The sequence below is a fragment of the Burkholderia sp. AU15512 genome, from assembly GCF_002223325.1.
Lineage (GTDB): Bacteria > Pseudomonadota > Gammaproteobacteria > Burkholderiales > Burkholderiaceae > Burkholderia.
The window spans coordinates 717,023-732,027 of record NZ_NKEX01000008.1 but is presented as its reverse complement, the minus strand read 5'-3'; the positions used below and the strand labels follow the sequence as shown (position 1 = coordinate 732,027).

Here is a 15,005-nt window from a genome sequence, read left to right as displayed (position 1 = left end):
GACTTATTGTTGCGCGAATTTCTTCGTGCGGCCGCCATCGCCTTGTCCTGCAAGGCTTCGTGCCGATCAAGACACGTGCAGGCGAGATGGCGAATGCAGATTATCCCGTTCGGTTAATTCCGGAAGCTGTAAAAGTAAACAGGGTATTAATATTATTTCAGACGGTAATTTTGAAATCGGATTCAATCGGCTCGATGCGTTACATAAATATAACGACATTGAACCTGTTAATGGAGTGGCCGATTAATTCCGGGAGCGGCGGAAAGGGAGCGGGATGGCTTACCGGTAGGTCCACAGCCGGTGCAGCGCGAACGTGGTCGGCGGAACCAGCAGCGCGATCGCGACGATGCTCATTCCGCGAGAGCCTTCGAGCGCTTCGGCCGCACGCGCGAGCAGCATCGTTTCGACGAAGCCGGCCAGCGTGACCGCGAGAAAGCGCACCGCGTTGCGCGTGCCCACCGTCGACGAGAAGCTCCACAGCGTATTCGCGAGATACGAGAAGGCCGTCGCGCACAGGAAGGCGATCGCGTTCGCCGTCACCAGCGTCGCATCGAACCGCGCGAACAGCGCCGCGGCCACCAGCGTGTGGATCGCGGTCGAGCCGAGCCCGGACACGCCGAAGCGCACGAGCCGCGTGCGCTCGGCATGGAGCAGGGCGATCATGGCCGTTGGCGCGCGTCAGCGTGCGCCGATCCGCGCACGGGTCGGCTGCACGCGCCGGCGGGCGATCTGGCGGCGTGCATCGCGCGCGACCGGGAGTTCGATCACCTTGCCGTGCGCCTGGTAGCGGCGGCGGATCAGGTAGACGGGCCGTTGCTTCGACTCGTCGTAGATCCGCCCGACATATTCGCCGACGACACCGATTCCGATGAGCTCGATCCCGCCGATGAACAGCGTGACCGAGATCAGCGATGCGTAGCCGAGCACCGGATTGCCGAACAGCAGCGTGCGGAAGATGATGAACGCGCCGTACAGGAACGCGAGCGTGGCGATGCCGACGCCGATGTAGGTCCAGCTGCGCAGCGGTACGGTGCTGAAGCTGGTGATGCCTTCCAGCGCGAAATTCCACAGCTTCCAGCCGGAGAACTTAGAGTGCCCGGCGCTGCGCGCGTCGCGCTGGTATTCGACGATCACGGTGCGGTAGCCGACCCACGCGAACAGCCCCTTCATGAAGCGATGCCGCTCGGGCAGGTTGCGCAGCGCGTTCACGACCTTGCGGTCCATCAGCCGGAAATCGCCGACGTTCTCCGGCAGTTTCACGTCCGACAGCAGGTTGTGCACGCGATAGTAGATCGCGGCCGCCGTGCGTTTCGCGAACGAGTCGCACGCGCGGTTGCTGCGCTTCGCCGCGACGACTTCCGCGCCGTCGCGCCAGTGCTCGATCATCACGGGGATCAGGCTCGGCGGATCCTGCAGGTCGGCGTCGAGCGGGATCACCGCGTCGCCGAGCGCTTCGTCGAGGCCGGCCGTGAGCGCCGCTTCCTTGCCGAAGTTGCGGGTGAGATCGATCACGCGCACGCGCCGCTCGGCGCTGCTGATCCGGATCAGCCGGTCGAGCGTGTCGTCGCGGCTGCCGTCGTTCACGCAGACGATCTCGAACCGGATCGCGTCGATGGACGTCATCAGCGGCATCACGACGTCGAAGAAGTGCTCGACGGCCTCGCCTTCGTTATAGAACGGCACGACCAGCGAGATGAGCGGTGCATAGAGTGGTTCCCGCATGATGATTCCTCTTGTGATGTCGTTTCACCGATGCGCGCCGATGGTCGGTCGGCCGGTGCGGCGCATTCCGTACGCCGGGCGGTGGTGCGTTCGGGCCGGATGCGTGAACGCGGTTTCGGTCGCGTTGTCGTGGGTGTCCGGCATCGACGGCACGTCGTGTCGTTCCCGGGCAATCCGGCTGACGAGCAGCCCGAGCGACGCCAGCGTGACGAGCGGCATGAACTGGAACGACAGATGCGGCACGACCGCGAGGCCCGCGAGCGGCATCAGCCACAGCAGCAGCAGCCATTCGCGATCGAAGCGCCGCCAGCCATGCGTCCACGCATAGCGCGCGTACCACGCGATCACGATGCCGTACCAGGTCAGGTCGTAGTCGTACAGGTAGGGGCTGACGAGCAGGCAGGCGCAGGCGAGGGTCGCGGCGCGCAGCGCGTACGAACAGGCGCCGCGCCATGCATAGATGACGGCGATGGCCGCGGTCGCGACCGACAGCAGCTGAAGGCCGTTCGCGACGAAGGCGGGCCAGCCTGCCAGCGTGGCGAGCGCGAACACCGACGGCATGCGCACGAGCCTGGCCTGGCCGGCGCCGACGATCGCGTAGACGTTGTCGATCACATGCGCGAACGTGAGCCACGGGCCGAACCCGAACGCGAGGGTCGAGAGCGCGACGCTGCACGCGAGCGTCGCGGCCCAAGCGGCCAGCGCGCGCCATTGACCCGCGCACAGCAGCGCGAGCGGGAACAGCACCGCGAGCTGCGGCTTCATCGTCAGCAAACCGAAGCAGATTCCGGCGCACACAGGGCGGCGGTTCAGCGCGAGCAGGCCGGCGCCGGCAAGCAACGCGGTGAAGAGGCTGGTCTGCCCGACGATCACCGTGAGGAACGCGCCGGGGAACGCGAGCGCGCACAGCCACGCGGCATCGCGCTGCACGGTCGCGCGGATCGTCGCCGCGAACAGCCCATACGTGAGCCCGAGCCACAGCACGAGCGCCAGCGTGTACGGCAGCCAGCCGAGCGGCAGCACGAGCAGCAGCATGGACGGCGGATAGAGCCACGGCATTGTGCCGTCCGCGAGATTCATCGCCGGAATCGCGAGCTTCTGGACTGCGAACAGCGCGGGAAAATGCCATGCGTCCGCCGCATGCCCGTGCGCCGCGAGCCACGCCGCGCTCCAGATCGGCGAGAAATCCGGCGACAGCGGTTCCGGTGCGCCGGGGTGCGACAGAAACACGCGGAATGAGTAGATGCCGATGAACAGCAGTTCCGCCATCAGCACGGCGGCCGCATAAAGGCGCACGCGTTCGCGATTGAGCCAGTGCGGATAGCGGCGCGGGCCCGCGATCGGGAGTTCCGGATGCACAGCGGCGGCGGCATGCGCGTGGCGGGCGAACGAAGGCGCTTTCATCGCGTGTTCCGTGACGCGAGGGCCGCGCGACGCACGACGACGAACAGCACCGCGAGCAGCACGACCGGCCCGATCTGAGGCAGCTTCGTCAACCGGTTGAACATCTCGAAGACCGGCAGCAGCCACGCAAGCACGAGGATGCCCTGGTCGCCGGGCAGCCAGCCTTCGTCGAGGCCGTGCGCGATCAGGCAGAAGATCGCGATGCCGAGCCACGTCAGTTCGTAGTGCCACAGATAGGGCGTCGTCAGCAGCGTGGCGACCGCCAGCGCCGCGCCACGCAGGCGCATGTCGGGCGTACGGCGCCATACGTCGACAGCCGCGGCGATGGCGAGCAGTGCGACGGCCGCTTGCGCGGTCAGCGCGGCGGCTACTGGCGCACCGGCGAGCCGCAACGCGGCGAACGGCGTCGGCGACGCGTACCAGTACGACGCGAGCATGAAATGCATGTCGCGTACCGTCGACATGGCCTGGCTCAAACCGTGCAGCGCGCCGGGGCCGGTCAGTGCAATCCCGGCCGCCGCGAACAGCGTCGCGCTCAGCGCGGCCGCCGCGAACGTGCGCCATGCCCGCGCCGCGATCAGCACGAACGGGAACACGACGGCGAGTTGCGGCTTGATCGCAAGCAACCCGATCACCACGCCGGCCAGGACCGGGCGCTTGCCCAGCAGATGCAGCGCGAGCGCGGCGAGGCCGGCGGTCAGGACGCTGTTCTGGCCGAACAGCGCGGACAGGCACACCCCCGAGTACGCGACCACGACGAGCGTGGCGGCGCGCGGGTGGGGAAGATGCGCGCGCAATCCCGACAACCGCGAGACGGCGAACGCGTAGCATAAAAGACTGCCCGCCAAAAAGAGGAAATACGCGGGCAGGAAAGGCACAAGGGCAAGCGGCGCGATGAACAGCAGCATCGTCGGCGGATAGAGCCAGGGAAGCGGCTGGTGCTGCAGAGACGCACCGAAGTGCGCGAACTCGGCCTGCTTGAATGACGAAATGTCGTAGGCCGATGCGGCGTGGCCTTGCAACACGAGATGCGATGCGGTCCAGAAGACGGAGAAGTCGGTGCCGGGGCGGACCGTGGTGGTCGACGTGAAGCCGTCGGTCACGATTCCCCATACGATCAGCAATGCGATGAAGAGCATCAGCATGATGCAGCTGTACGGAACGATCCGATCGGCTGTCAGCCATTGGACGCGGCGTATTGCACGCCCGCGGATTTCACGGTTGGCTGTGTACATGATTCCCCGTCTGTAGTGAAGGCTGCGTGGTCTTTCACAGCCGTTTTCATGTTGGCGTGCCCGCGGATCGAATCGCGCTGAAATCGCGTTGTCCGGTGAATTCATTGTTGAAGAAAAAATCGCGCGATGCAAACCGCACACGGGCGGCGGGTATTTAAATTGTTCAGCGATGCGCGTGAAAACCGCGTTTTCACGTATGAGAAAACGGCGCGACCGGATTTCATGTATCTGGCTTGAAACGTTCCGCATTTTTTACCGGGCTTGCGCGCCGCCGATATCGCGGCGCCCGGGCGGCCTGACGTGTTCGGGAAAGTCCCGAGAAAAAAATTTGGCCCCTTGCTGCAGGGCGGCTGCGGCCGTTCAGGCGTGCAATGCTGGCGCCGGCGGGATAGATCAATTTTGAAACATTTCGCGCATCGGGCCTCGGGCCGGGGAGCAACGGCATCGCTGGAACGCTTGATACGCCTGGATTTCGTTCGGGGTGGCCTGCTCTTTGCGTAAGCGTTGGCACGGCAGTCGACGAGGTGACGACCGGGCGGTTCCAGCAAAGTCGGACGGAACCCGCTTCGGAATCACCTGCGGAAAGAAAGGCCGGAGCGCGACGATGAACACGCGGCTCCAGGTCGATCAACCGGGCAAGACTTCGTCGAATGACCCAAGAGACCCGGTATCGTCAGGGCAATAAGAAATCGGCATGGCAGCATATGGGGAATAAAAAATGAAAGGCCACGGCATATTGCGGATCGCAAACCGCATTAAAGACACATTGCGGATTTTCCGGGAGTTTGTCTCCCGTTCAACTGGATTCCATGCGTCGAACGGCCGTCGTGCCGTTCCGGTCGATCCGATTGTCCGGTTCGTCCGGCCGGTCGCACCGTACACGCCTCTCTCGCTCACTGCCTCACTGATACCCGTTCGCACGGGCAGGGGTGTCGATCCCCGCTCCCGCGGCTGAGCGACGCGTTCCGATTTTTCGAGTAGTGCCGGTGGTGCCCACCCCCGACGTCCTGACGGACGACGGGTATTTCATAGCAGTCCGAAAGGAGAGTGCTCATGTCAAGAATCATCGAGAAGATCGCCTGGCTCGTCGAGGATCAGGGCGGCGTGACGGCCATTGAATACGGCCTGATCGCCGCGCTGATCGCGATCGGCATCGTCGCCGCGTTGACGACGGTCGGTACGGATCTGAAGACCGTATTCAGCACGGTCGCCGACGATCTGGATTCGATCGTTGCTGCGATTTGATGGACGGTGCGGCGAACGGCTCGTCCGATTCGTTCGTTGGCGCCACACGGCATTAACACCATGCCTCGACGTATCGATGCCGGATCAATCGATCCTGCCGGCACGCGAGGGATCTGAAAGTGACTACGCAAGGAGATCATCATGTCCAAGTTCATTCAACAAGCCAGCCGTTTCATCCGCGACGAAGACGGTGTGACGGCCATCGAATACGGCCTCATCGCCGCACTGATCGCCATCGGCATCATCGCCGCGCTGACGACGGTCGGCAAGGACCTGAAGACCGTGTTCACCACGATCGCGGACGACCTCGATTCGGCGGTCGCAGCCATCTGATGGATCGTGCCGCGGACGGCTCGGCCGGTGCAGCGCTCGAGCCGTCCCCGGTCATCTGATCGACCCGGAACCGGAGACCATCATGCAAGCCACGATGCGCGTCGTACGTCGCTGGATCAGCGACGAGCAGGGGGTGACGTCGACCGAATATGCATTGCTCGGCGCGATGTTCGCCGTTGCGGTGCTGGGCAGCGTCGTCACGCTGAAAGGCTCGCTTGCCGATACGTACGAGGTGATCGCGACGGCCGTGACGGCTGCCGTGGCCACCGCGCTGGCAATGGTTTCCTGATCCGCCGATTCCACTGATTCCACTGATTCCACGGATTCCACCGATTCGACTGCGAGGTTCGCCATGCTCCCCGTTGCGCCGCCGTACCCGGTTCCGTTGTGCGTGACGCTGCTCGCGGTCGCCGCGGCCAGCACGGACATCGCGACCCGTCGCATTCCGAACCGTCTCGTCCTGCTCGGCCTGGCCGGCGCGCTGGTTGCCCAGTGCCTGCTGCACGGTGTCGTGGCCGGTGCACTCGGCTGGCTCGCCGGCGCCGCGACCGGCTTCGGCATGCTGCTGCCGTTCTACCTGTTGCGCGGCATGGCGGCCGGCGACGTGAAGCTGATGCTCGCGATCGGCGCCTGGGTCGGCGCGGAAATGACGTTTTACATCGTGCTGGCCACCTTCCTGGCCGGCGGGGTCGGCGCCATCGCCTTCGCGCTGCTGCGCGGGCGGATGCGCCAGATGTGGGCGAACGTGCGCGCGTTGCTCGCGCGGCGCTCGCCGGGCGCGAGCGCCGAGGCCGCCGGCGGCCCCGTCGACATCGCATCGGTCGGCACGCTGCCGTACGGCGTGGCGATCGCGGCCGGCACGCTGGGCATGCTGTTCGCGTCGTGCGCATAGCGCGACGCATCCGCAACGAGGACGCAACGATCATGAACACGAATCACACCGAACCGAGACGCGACGCACAGGTGGCACGCCTGCCCGATCCGTTGCCGTCGCGGGAAGTGCATACGAAGCTGGGGGCGCAGTTGCCGGTGGCGCCGCGCTCGCTCGAGGAAACCGGGTTGAGCATGACGTTCGTTGCCGGCCTCGTGCTGAAGTCGACGCTGATGCTCGGCCGCCCGTCTTACGGCGACCTGGTCGAACGGCACTGCCTGTCGCTCGCGGTGCTCGACGACGTCTTCGCATTCCTGGTGCGCGAGCATCTCGTCGAACTCACGCACCGAGGTGCGACCGATCTCGACGTCACGTTCCGCCTGACCGACGCGGGCCGCGTGCTCGCGCTGGAAGAACGGGCCCGCAGCGGCTACAGCGGGCCCGCACCGGTGACGCTCGATGCCTATATCGCGTGCCTGGACGCGCATTCGGTACGCAAGCTGCGCATCAGCCAGGACGAAGTGTGGGCGGCGTTCGAAGGGATCGTGATCGACACGTCGCTGCTCGATGCGGCGGCGGCCGCGCTGAACGCGGGCCGTCCGCTGCTGATCCACGGCCCGGCCGGCAGCGGCAAGACCTTCCTCGCCGAGCGGCTCGGCTCGCTGATGCGCGGCCGCGTGCCGGTGCCGCACGCGATCTGGGCGGCCGGCGAAGTGATCCAGATCTACGACCCGCTCGTGCACGTCGACGCGGACACGCCGTCCGGCGGCCTGTCGGTCGATCGCCGCTGGCGCCTGTGCCACCGGCCGGTCGTGATGTCGGGCGGCGAACTGACGCTCGACGAGCTCGACCTGCGCCGCGACGAGGCCGCCGGCTTCTACCAGGCGCCGCCGCACATGAAGGCGAACCTGGGCATGTACGTCGTCGACGATCTCGGCCGCCAGCGCGTCGAGCCGCGCGACCTGCTCAATCGCTGGCTGCGCCCGCTCGATCGCGGCGTCGATTTGCTGACGCTCGAATCCGGCAACCGCTTCGTGATGCCGTTCGACGTTTGGCCGGTGTTCTCGAGCAACCTGTCGCCGGAGCAGCTGGGCGACGACGCGTTCCTGCGCCGCCTCGGTTCGAAGCTGCACGTCGGCGCGATGTCGATCGACGACTACCGCGCGGTGTACAACGCGGCCTGCGCATCGCTCGGGCTCGTCTCGGCGAGCGATGCATTCGACTACCTGCTGCATCGGCTGCACCTGCCGACCGGCAAGGCGTTTCTCGCCTGTTTCCCGGCGGACCTGTTGCGTCTCGTGGCCGCCGGCGCGCGTTACCGCGGCGATCCGCCCGAGGTGACGCACGACGCGCTGTACGACGCATGGGCGAGCTATTTCGGCACGGTGCCCGAACGGGACGGCAGCCATCCGCCGCCCGTCGAGCGCGGCGGGCGCACCTACGTCACCGGTTGAGCCGTTTCTTTCACGATTCGTCGAGGAGCATTGCCATGAAAAACAGTCGAGCGGTCATGATGCTGGTCGTCGCGATGGTCGCGGGTCTTGCCGCGGTCGTGTTCGCGTCCCACTGGCTGGTGCAGACGTCCACGAGCTCGGTTACGCCGGTCGCGGTGGCCACCACCGACCTGAACCTGGGCGAGCCGCTCGGGCCGAACCAGATCCACATGGTCAGCTGGCCGTCGGGCAGCGTGCCCACCGGCGCGTTCACCGATACGAAGGGGCTCGAAGGGCGCGTCGTGCGCACCAGCCTCGCACGCGGCGAGCCGGTGATCGAGTCGAAGCTCGCGCCGGTCGGCACGAAGGGCGGGCTGTCCGCGGTCATCGCCGACGGCAGCCGCGCGATCACGGTGCGCGTGAACGACGTAGTCGGCGTCGCGGGCTTCGCGCTGCCGGGCAACTACGTCGACGTGATCGTCAACACGCAGGAACAACAGGGCAAGACCGACGGGCAGAGCATCTCGAAGATCGTGCTCGAGCACATCCTCGTGCTCGCCGTCGCACAGCAGGTCAGCCGCGACGATACGGCGCCGAAAGTCGTCAACGCGGTGACGCTGGAAGTCACGCCCGACCAGGCCGAACGGCTCGACCTCGCGCGCAGTGTCGGCACGCTGTCGCTCGTGCTGCGCAACCAGGTCGACCAGAAGACGCTGAACACCGACGGGGCGACCAAGCTGACGCTGCTCGGCAAGGAGCCCGCACCCGAAGCGCCGCCGGCACCGGCCCGCGTGAAGACGGTGCGCGTGCACGTCGCATCGCACGCGGGGCCGGAAGTGCGGCGCGACTGCGTCGGCGTGCTGACGGGCGTGAAGGGCAGCGTCGAGTGTTTCTGAATCGGTTCTTTGAAGTCACATAAACGGCCGCCGGCAACGCGCGGCGGCCCTGGCAGTCGATAACCGGCGCGACGCCGGTCTCTCGGGGGATCAGACGAAATGAAGATCAAACCGCAACGCACAGGTACCGGCCCGCTGCAGACACGCGTCGCACGGGGCACGATGATGGCCGCGATCCTCTGTTCAGGATGGCTGACCGTTTATGGCGCACTCGCGCAGGAAGGCGTCGAGTCGGCCGCGCTGACCAAGGGCGGCGCCAGCGCGCCGGCCGCGGTCGGCAAGGGGCCGATGCAGATGACGATCAGCATGGCGCCGGTGGCGGCCGCCGCGCCCGCGGCGGCGGCGGGGCCGCTGCGCGGACCGAACTGCGTCGGCGCGGTGCGCGAATCGACCAGCGTCAGCGTGCCGCTCGGCAAGTCGCTGCTGGTGCCGATGCCGGAGCCGGTCCGTAATCGGACGATCGGCAATCCGGCCGTCGCGCAGGCCACGATGGTGTCGCCGCAGACGCTGTACATCCTCGGGCTCGCGGTCGGCACGACCAACATGATCGTGCAGGGCAAGAGCGGGGCATGCCGCGTGATCGACGTCGCGGTCGGCGCGGATGCCGGCGGCCTGCAGGCGTCGCTGATGCAGCTGATGCCGAGCGAGCGCGACATCCATGTGTCGACCGCCGCCGGCACGATCGTGTTGGCCGGCACCGTGTCGAGCTCGATGGCCGCGCAGCAGGCCATGCAGATCGCCCGGGCGTACGGCGACAGCGCGGGCGATCCGGCGAGCGGCGGCAAGGCGGGCGGGGTGCTCAACATGCTGAACGTCACGTCGCCGCAGCAGGTGATGCTCGAGGTGAAGGTGGCCGAGGTGTCGAAGACGCTGATCAACCAGATGGGCAGCGCGCTCAACATCCAGGGCGGCTTCGGTTCGTGGAGCGGCGCGCTGGTCAGCAACCTGCTCGCGGGCGTCGCGACCGGCATCGCCTTCAGCAAGGCGAACAACAAGCCGTTCAACCTCGCGGCCGATGCGCAGAACACCGACAACCTGGTCAAGATCCTCGCGGAGCCGAATCTCGTGACGATCAGCGGCCAGGAAGCGACGTTCCTCGCCGGCGGCAAGATCTTCATCCCGATCCCGCAGAGCGGCAGCAACGGCGTCTCGTCGATCACGCTGCAGGAAGAGGAATTCGGCGTCGCGCTGAAGTTCACGCCGACCGTGCTGGGCAATGGCCGGATCAGCCTGAAGGTTGCGCCGGAAGTGTCGGAGCTGTCGCAGACGGGCGTCACGCTGAGCGCGTCCAACATCGGCGGCACGTCGATCCTGCCGCTGATCACGACGCGGCGTGCATCGACGACGGTGCAGATGGGCGACGGCGAAACGTTCGCGATCGGCGGGCTGATCAAGGACAACGGGACCGGCGCGTTGAAGGCGCTCCCGGGTGTCGGCGAAATTCCCGTGCTCGGCGCGCTGCTCCGCAGTACCTCGTTCCAGCAGGACCGCACCGAGTTGATCTTCGTGATCACGCCGCACCTGGTGAAGCCGCTGCAGACCGCCGACGTGCCGCTGCCGACCGACAGCTTCACGAAGCCGAACGAAATCGATGTGTATGCGACGGGCAACATGGAAGGCCGCGGTGGCCTCCGCAAGCACGGTGCTCAACCGGCGAACGGCGCGGCGGCCTCACCGCAGACCCCGGCCCCCGCACCGGCACCGGCACCGCAATCGGAAGCGCCCGCCGGCCCGGCCGCCGCGCTGCCCGCACCGCGCGTGCCGCAGGGGACGGACGCGCAGCCGCCGGCGCCGGCCGAGCCGCAGAAGACGCCTGCACCGGTTGCCGCCGCCGTCCCGCAGCACGAACCCGACAACGCGGCCCGCATCGCGCGTATCGAAGCCGCCGCCGCCCGTCTTGCGGCAGCCGGTTCCGACACGCCGGCCCAGCCCACGGGGCAGCCGAAGCGCCGGACACCGGCGGCGGTTCATGCGCAGCAGGTCGTGCGCGTGAGCGCGGCACCCGAATCCACCGATCGTTGAAGCCATCCAAGGGGACGCTCATGAAATCCGCCTACCTCGTCATCGTGCGCCGCGTGGCGCTCGCCGCACCGCTCGCGTTCGCGCTTGCCGGCTGCATGTCCTCGACCCCGGTGTGGGACACCCGTTTCGGCGATTCGGTCCGCGCCGTGACCCAGGCCCAGATCATCGACCCGCATGCCGCCGAACACGCGGCCTCGGTGTCGGCGCCGGGGGTCGACGGCGCTGCCGCCGCGGCCGCGCTCGACAACTACGACAAGTCGTTCAAGCAAACCGTGCCGCCCGCCAATGCGTTCGTGATCGGCATCGGCAAGTCCACCCAGTAACGACGGCACGCTCAGGGAGAACGCCATGAACAGCGCAGCTCGCCATCCGAAAGTCATGCGTCGCAGCCTGCATCGCCAGCGCGGTGCCGTCGCGATCATCGTCGGTCTCGCACTGGCGGTGATGATCGGGTTCGTCGGCCTCGCGCTGGATCTCGGCAAGCTGTACGTCACGCGCAGCGAACTGCAGAACAGCGCCGATGCCTGCGCGCTGTCGGCTGCGCGTGACCTGACTTCGGCCATCAGCCTGTCGGTGGCCGAGGCGGACGGCATCGCCGCCGGCCACCTGAACTTCGTGTTCTTCCAGAACAAGTCGGTGCAGATGTCGACGAACGCGAACGTCACGTTCAGCGACTCGCTGTCCAACGCGTTCCTCACGAAGAACTCGGTCACGACGCCGGCGAACATCAAGTACGTGCAGTGCACCGCCACGTTGAGCAACATCGCGCACTGGTTCATCGAGATACTGAACGTGCTGCCGGGCACGAAGCTCGCGAACGCGGCGGAAGTGTCGGCCAGCGCGATCGCCACCGTCGGCGGCGGGCAGACGACCTGCGCGATTCCGGTGTTCGTGTGCCGCGGCCCGTCCGATCCGGCCTACAAGGTCGGCGACTGGATCTCGTCGCTGTCCGGTTCGTCGACGACCTACGGGCCGGGCAACTTCGGCTGGGCGGCGCTCGACGGCTCGACGAATGAACCGACCATCGCCAGCGAGCTGTCGAGCAACACCTGCAACATCACGAGCCCGCCGGACCTCGGTTCAACGGGCCTGAAGTCGGCATCGTTGCGTGCCTGGAACACGCGCTTCGGCATCTATACGAATGGCGCGAACGGTTCGAGCGGCCAGCCTGACTTCACCGGCTACGCGTATGTCGGCCCGAACTACGGGCCGCCCGGAACGGCAGGCATCAAGGGCGACGCGTACACGCAGTTCGTCGCCGACCGCGCAGCCTTCAAGTCCTACCAGGGCGACGGCGCGCCGCCTTCGGGCAGCGGGATCGCCACCAGCGGGACGGCGACGGCCAGCAACTACCAGACCTTCGGCGGCGACCGCCGCGTCGCGCTCGCACCGGAGGGCGACTGTTCGACGCTGAAGGGGAGCAGCGGCAAGGTGCACGTCACGCAATGGGATTGCGTGCTGATGCTCGACCCGGTGCCGTTCAGTCCAGGAAAAGGCGGAATCGTCGCGCACCTCGAATACCTCGGCTCGTCGGTCTCCGGCAACAGTCCGTGCGCGACGCACGGCTTGCCGGGCAGCGGCAGCGCGTCCGGGACCCAGGTCCCGATGCTCGTTCAATAGCGGAGAGCGGATCATGAAAAAGCCCCCGTTTCGCCGTTCGCGCACCCGCGGCGCCGTCGCCGTCGAGTTCGCGCTCGTGCTGATGCCGATGATCATGCTCGCGACCGGCGTGGCCGAGTTCGGCCGCGCGATCTACCAGTTCGAGACGCTGACCAAGGCGACGCGCGACGCGGCGCGCTACCTGTCGGTCTGGTTGCCGACCGACAGCGCGTATCCGGCCTCGCAGGCGCAGTGCCTCGTCGTCTACGGCAGCACGACGTGCGGGGCTTCCGGCACCGAGCTGGTGCCGGGGCTCAAGACGTCGATGGTGACGATCTGCGACGCGCAGCGCACGACCGGCTGCAGCGACACGTCCGACCCGTCGCAGTTCGCGAACCTGCCGACCTACGACTCGAACAACAATGCGTCGGGCGGCACCGCGACGGGCGCGATCAACGTCGTCGAAGTGAAGATCACGGGCTACAAGTACCAGCCGATCCCCGCGTTCCCGGGGCTGCCGTCGATCACCTTCAACAACATCGTCACCGTGATGAGGCAAGTGTCATGAACGCGCGCCATGCCCCCCCGTCACGCCGGCGTGCCCAGCGCGGCTCGGCGATCGTCGAGTTCGCGCTGATCGCGTGGATCCTGATCATGCTGCTGATCGGCATCTTCGAGTTCGGCCGCGTGCTGTTCTACTGGGGCACCGCGAGCGAAGCCGTGCGCCTGGGCGCGCGCACGGCGGTGGTGTGCGACGTGAATGCGGCCGGCGTCGTGAAGCGGGTGAGATCGCTGCTGCCGCTGCTGCAGGCCGCGAACGTGTCGGTGAACTACTCGCCCGCGAGCTGTGACGTGAATTCGTGCGCGTTCGTGACGGTCAGCGTCACGAACGTCACCGTCAAGACGATGATCCCGTTCGTGAACATCACGGTGACGATGCCGCCGTTCACGACGACACTGCCGCGCGAAAGCCTGACTTCCGCGACCGGCGGCGCCAACTGCAATTGATCGAACAGGCGAGGCACACGACATGATCAACATCCTCGTAGCTTCCGACGACACCGCGCGACTCACGCAGATCGCGCGCCTCGTGGCCGACTGCGGACACTATCGCGCGACACGCGCGACCGGCCGCCCGTCGCAGATCGAACATCGCACCGACGGGCTCGACGCGTTCGACATCCTGCTGGTCGACGGCACGTCGCTCGACCCGTCCGAGCTGTCGGCTATCGAACGGATCTGCCGCGCGCACGCGAGCCTGACCTGCATTCTCGTGACGGCGGACACCTCGCCGCACGTGCTGCTCGACGCGATGCGTGCGGGCGCCCGCGACGTGCTGCAGTGGCCGCTCGACCCGCAGGCGCTCGGCCACGCGCTCGAACGGGCCGCCGCGCAAAGCACGCGGCGCGACACCGACGACACGCGGATCGTGTCGTTCATGTCGTGCAAGGGCGGGGCCGGCACGAGCTTCGCGGCCAGCAACCTCGCGTTCGAGATCGCGGAAGGCTTCAAGCGCCGCGTGCTGCTGATCGACCTGAACCAGCAGTTCGCCGACGCGGCGTTCCTCGTCAGCGACGAAACCCCGCCGTCGACGCTGCCGCAGCTGTGCGCGCAGATCGAACGGCTCGACAGCGCGTTCCTCGACGCGAGCGTTGCGCACGTGACGGAAAACTTCCACGTGCTCGCGGGCGCCGGCGACCCGGTCAAGGCCGCCGAGATGCGCGAGGACGCGCTCGAATGGATCCTGGGCGTCGCCGCGCCGCGTTACGACTACGTGATCTTCGACGTCGGCGTCTGCATCAATCCGCTGTCGATGGTCGCGCTGGATCGCAGCGACCAGATCGCGCTCGTGCTGCAGCCCGCGATGCCGCACGTGCGGGCCGGGCGCCGGCTGCTGGAGATCCTCGTGTCGCTCGGCTACTCGGCCGACCAGATGCGGCTGATCGTGAACCGCGCGACGCGCGCGAGCGAGCGCACCCGCACGGCGCTCGAGGAAGTGCTCGGCCTGCACGCGGCCTGCACGATTCCCGACGATGCCGACACCGTGCTCGAAGCGATCAACCAGGGCCATCCGGTGTCGCGGGTCGCGCGTGGCACGGGGGTCGTCCGTGCGTTGCAGGGGTATGCGAAGCAACTCGTCGAAGGGGAGGTGCGGGCGGGGCACGGCGCGACGCACAGCGAACCGCTGATGTCCCGGCTGTTCGGCCGCAAGGCCACGCCGAAGCTCAAGTCCATGTAAATCTTT

The 15,005-nt window shown here is 67.0% G+C and carries 16 protein-coding genes; 12 read left to right on the top strand and 4 right to left on the bottom strand.

The genetic code is table 11. The features are described 5' to 3' along the window. Positions 1 to 279 precede the first annotated feature (279 nt). The 4 genes from CFB43_RS35530 to CFB43_RS35515 are packed head-to-tail and all read right to left on the bottom strand — an operon-like array spanning position 280 to position 4,361. The gene (locus tag CFB43_RS35530; protein ID WP_089498745.1) at positions 280 to 663 is read right to left on the bottom strand and encodes a GtrA family protein; all 384 of its coding nucleotides are present in this window, start codon (positions 661 to 663) and stop codon (positions 280 to 282) included. A 15-nt stretch (positions 664 to 678) separates the two neighbouring features. Continuing rightward, complete coding sequence (locus CFB43_RS35525; RefSeq protein WP_089498744.1) at positions 679 to 1,722, bottom strand: glycosyltransferase family 2 protein; 1,044 nt, start codon at positions 1,720 to 1,722, stop codon at positions 679 to 681. Between the two features lie 24 nt (positions 1,723 to 1,746). Beyond that, a complete protein-coding gene (locus CFB43_RS35520) occupies positions 1,747 to 3,126 on the bottom strand; it encodes a glycosyltransferase family 87 protein (RefSeq protein WP_089498743.1) in 1,380 nt (459 codons plus the stop codon). Further along, positions 3,123 to 4,361: a glycosyltransferase family 87 protein gene (locus CFB43_RS35515; RefSeq protein WP_089498742.1), complete on the bottom strand. Its 1,239-nt coding sequence runs from the start codon at positions 4,359 to 4,361 to the stop codon at positions 3,123 to 3,125. The genes CFB43_RS35520 and CFB43_RS35515 overlap by 4 nt, the downstream gene beginning before the upstream one ends. A 1,053-nt stretch (positions 4,362 to 5,414) precedes the next feature. Between CFB43_RS35515 and CFB43_RS35510 the strand changes: the two genes are divergently transcribed. The 12 genes from CFB43_RS35510 to CFB43_RS35455 all read left to right on the top strand — a co-directional run bounded on the left by CFB43_RS35510 (position 5,415) and on the right by CFB43_RS35455 (position 14,999). After that, positions 5,415 to 5,606, top strand: coding sequence for a Flp family type IVb pilin (locus CFB43_RS35510; RefSeq protein ID WP_039355485.1), 192 nt, complete (start codon positions 5,415 to 5,417; stop codon positions 5,604 to 5,606). 141 nt (positions 5,607 to 5,747) lie between these two features. Continuing rightward, positions 5,748 to 5,939: a Flp family type IVb pilin gene (locus CFB43_RS35505; RefSeq protein ID WP_089476198.1), complete on the top strand. Its 192-nt coding sequence runs from the start codon at positions 5,748 to 5,750 to the stop codon at positions 5,937 to 5,939. Between the two features lie 82 nt (positions 5,940 to 6,021). Beyond that, a complete protein-coding gene (locus CFB43_RS35500) occupies positions 6,022 to 6,228 on the top strand; it encodes a Flp family type IVb pilin (protein ID WP_089429729.1) in 207 nt (68 codons plus the stop codon). A 63-nt stretch (positions 6,229 to 6,291) separates the two neighbouring features. Continuing rightward, on the top strand, positions 6,292 to 6,831 hold the full coding sequence (locus tag CFB43_RS35495) for an A24 family peptidase (protein WP_089498741.1): 540 nt from the start codon (positions 6,292 to 6,294) through the stop codon (positions 6,829 to 6,831). A gap of 32 nt (positions 6,832 to 6,863) precedes the next feature. Next, positions 6,864 to 8,264 (top strand): ATPase, encoded by a 1,401-nt coding sequence (locus tag CFB43_RS35490; protein ID WP_089498740.1) that lies wholly within the window; start codon positions 6,864 to 6,866, stop codon positions 8,262 to 8,264. Between the two features lie 35 nt (positions 8,265 to 8,299). Then, positions 8,300 to 9,139 (top strand): Flp pilus assembly protein CpaB, encoded by an 840-nt coding sequence (gene cpaB, locus CFB43_RS35485; protein ID WP_089498739.1) that lies wholly within the window; start codon positions 8,300 to 8,302, stop codon positions 9,137 to 9,139. Between the two features lie 99 nt (positions 9,140 to 9,238). Then, positions 9,239 to 11,161, top strand: a complete 1,923-nt coding sequence (locus CFB43_RS35480) for a type II and III secretion system protein family protein (protein WP_089498738.1) — start codon at positions 9,239 to 9,241, stop codon at positions 11,159 to 11,161. Between the two features lie 20 nt (positions 11,162 to 11,181). Further along, complete coding sequence (locus CFB43_RS35475; protein WP_089498737.1) at positions 11,182 to 11,484, top strand: hypothetical protein; 303 nt, start codon at positions 11,182 to 11,184, stop codon at positions 11,482 to 11,484. A 25-nt stretch (positions 11,485 to 11,509) separates the two neighbouring features. Further along, positions 11,510 to 12,781 carry a pilus assembly protein TadG-related protein gene (locus tag CFB43_RS35470; RefSeq protein ID WP_089498736.1) on the top strand — a complete coding sequence of 424 codons (1,272 nt, stop codon included), beginning with the start codon at positions 11,510 to 11,512 and terminating at the stop codon, positions 12,779 to 12,781. 13 nt (positions 12,782 to 12,794) lie between these two features. Then, complete coding sequence (locus CFB43_RS35465) at positions 12,795 to 13,328, top strand: TadE/TadG family type IV pilus assembly protein (RefSeq protein ID WP_089498735.1); 534 nt, start codon at positions 12,795 to 12,797, stop codon at positions 13,326 to 13,328. Next, entirely contained in the window at positions 13,325 to 13,768 is a 444-nt protein-coding gene (locus CFB43_RS35460) for a TadE/TadG family type IV pilus assembly protein (protein WP_089498734.1), read from the top strand. Before CFB43_RS35465 ends, CFB43_RS35460 begins: the two co-directional genes overlap by 4 nt. Positions 13,769 to 13,790: 22 nt before the next feature. Beyond that, on the top strand, positions 13,791 to 14,999 hold the full coding sequence (locus CFB43_RS35455) for an AAA family ATPase (protein ID WP_089498733.1): 1,209 nt from the start codon (positions 13,791 to 13,793) through the stop codon (positions 14,997 to 14,999). Positions 15,000 to 15,005: the final 6 nt, after the last annotated feature.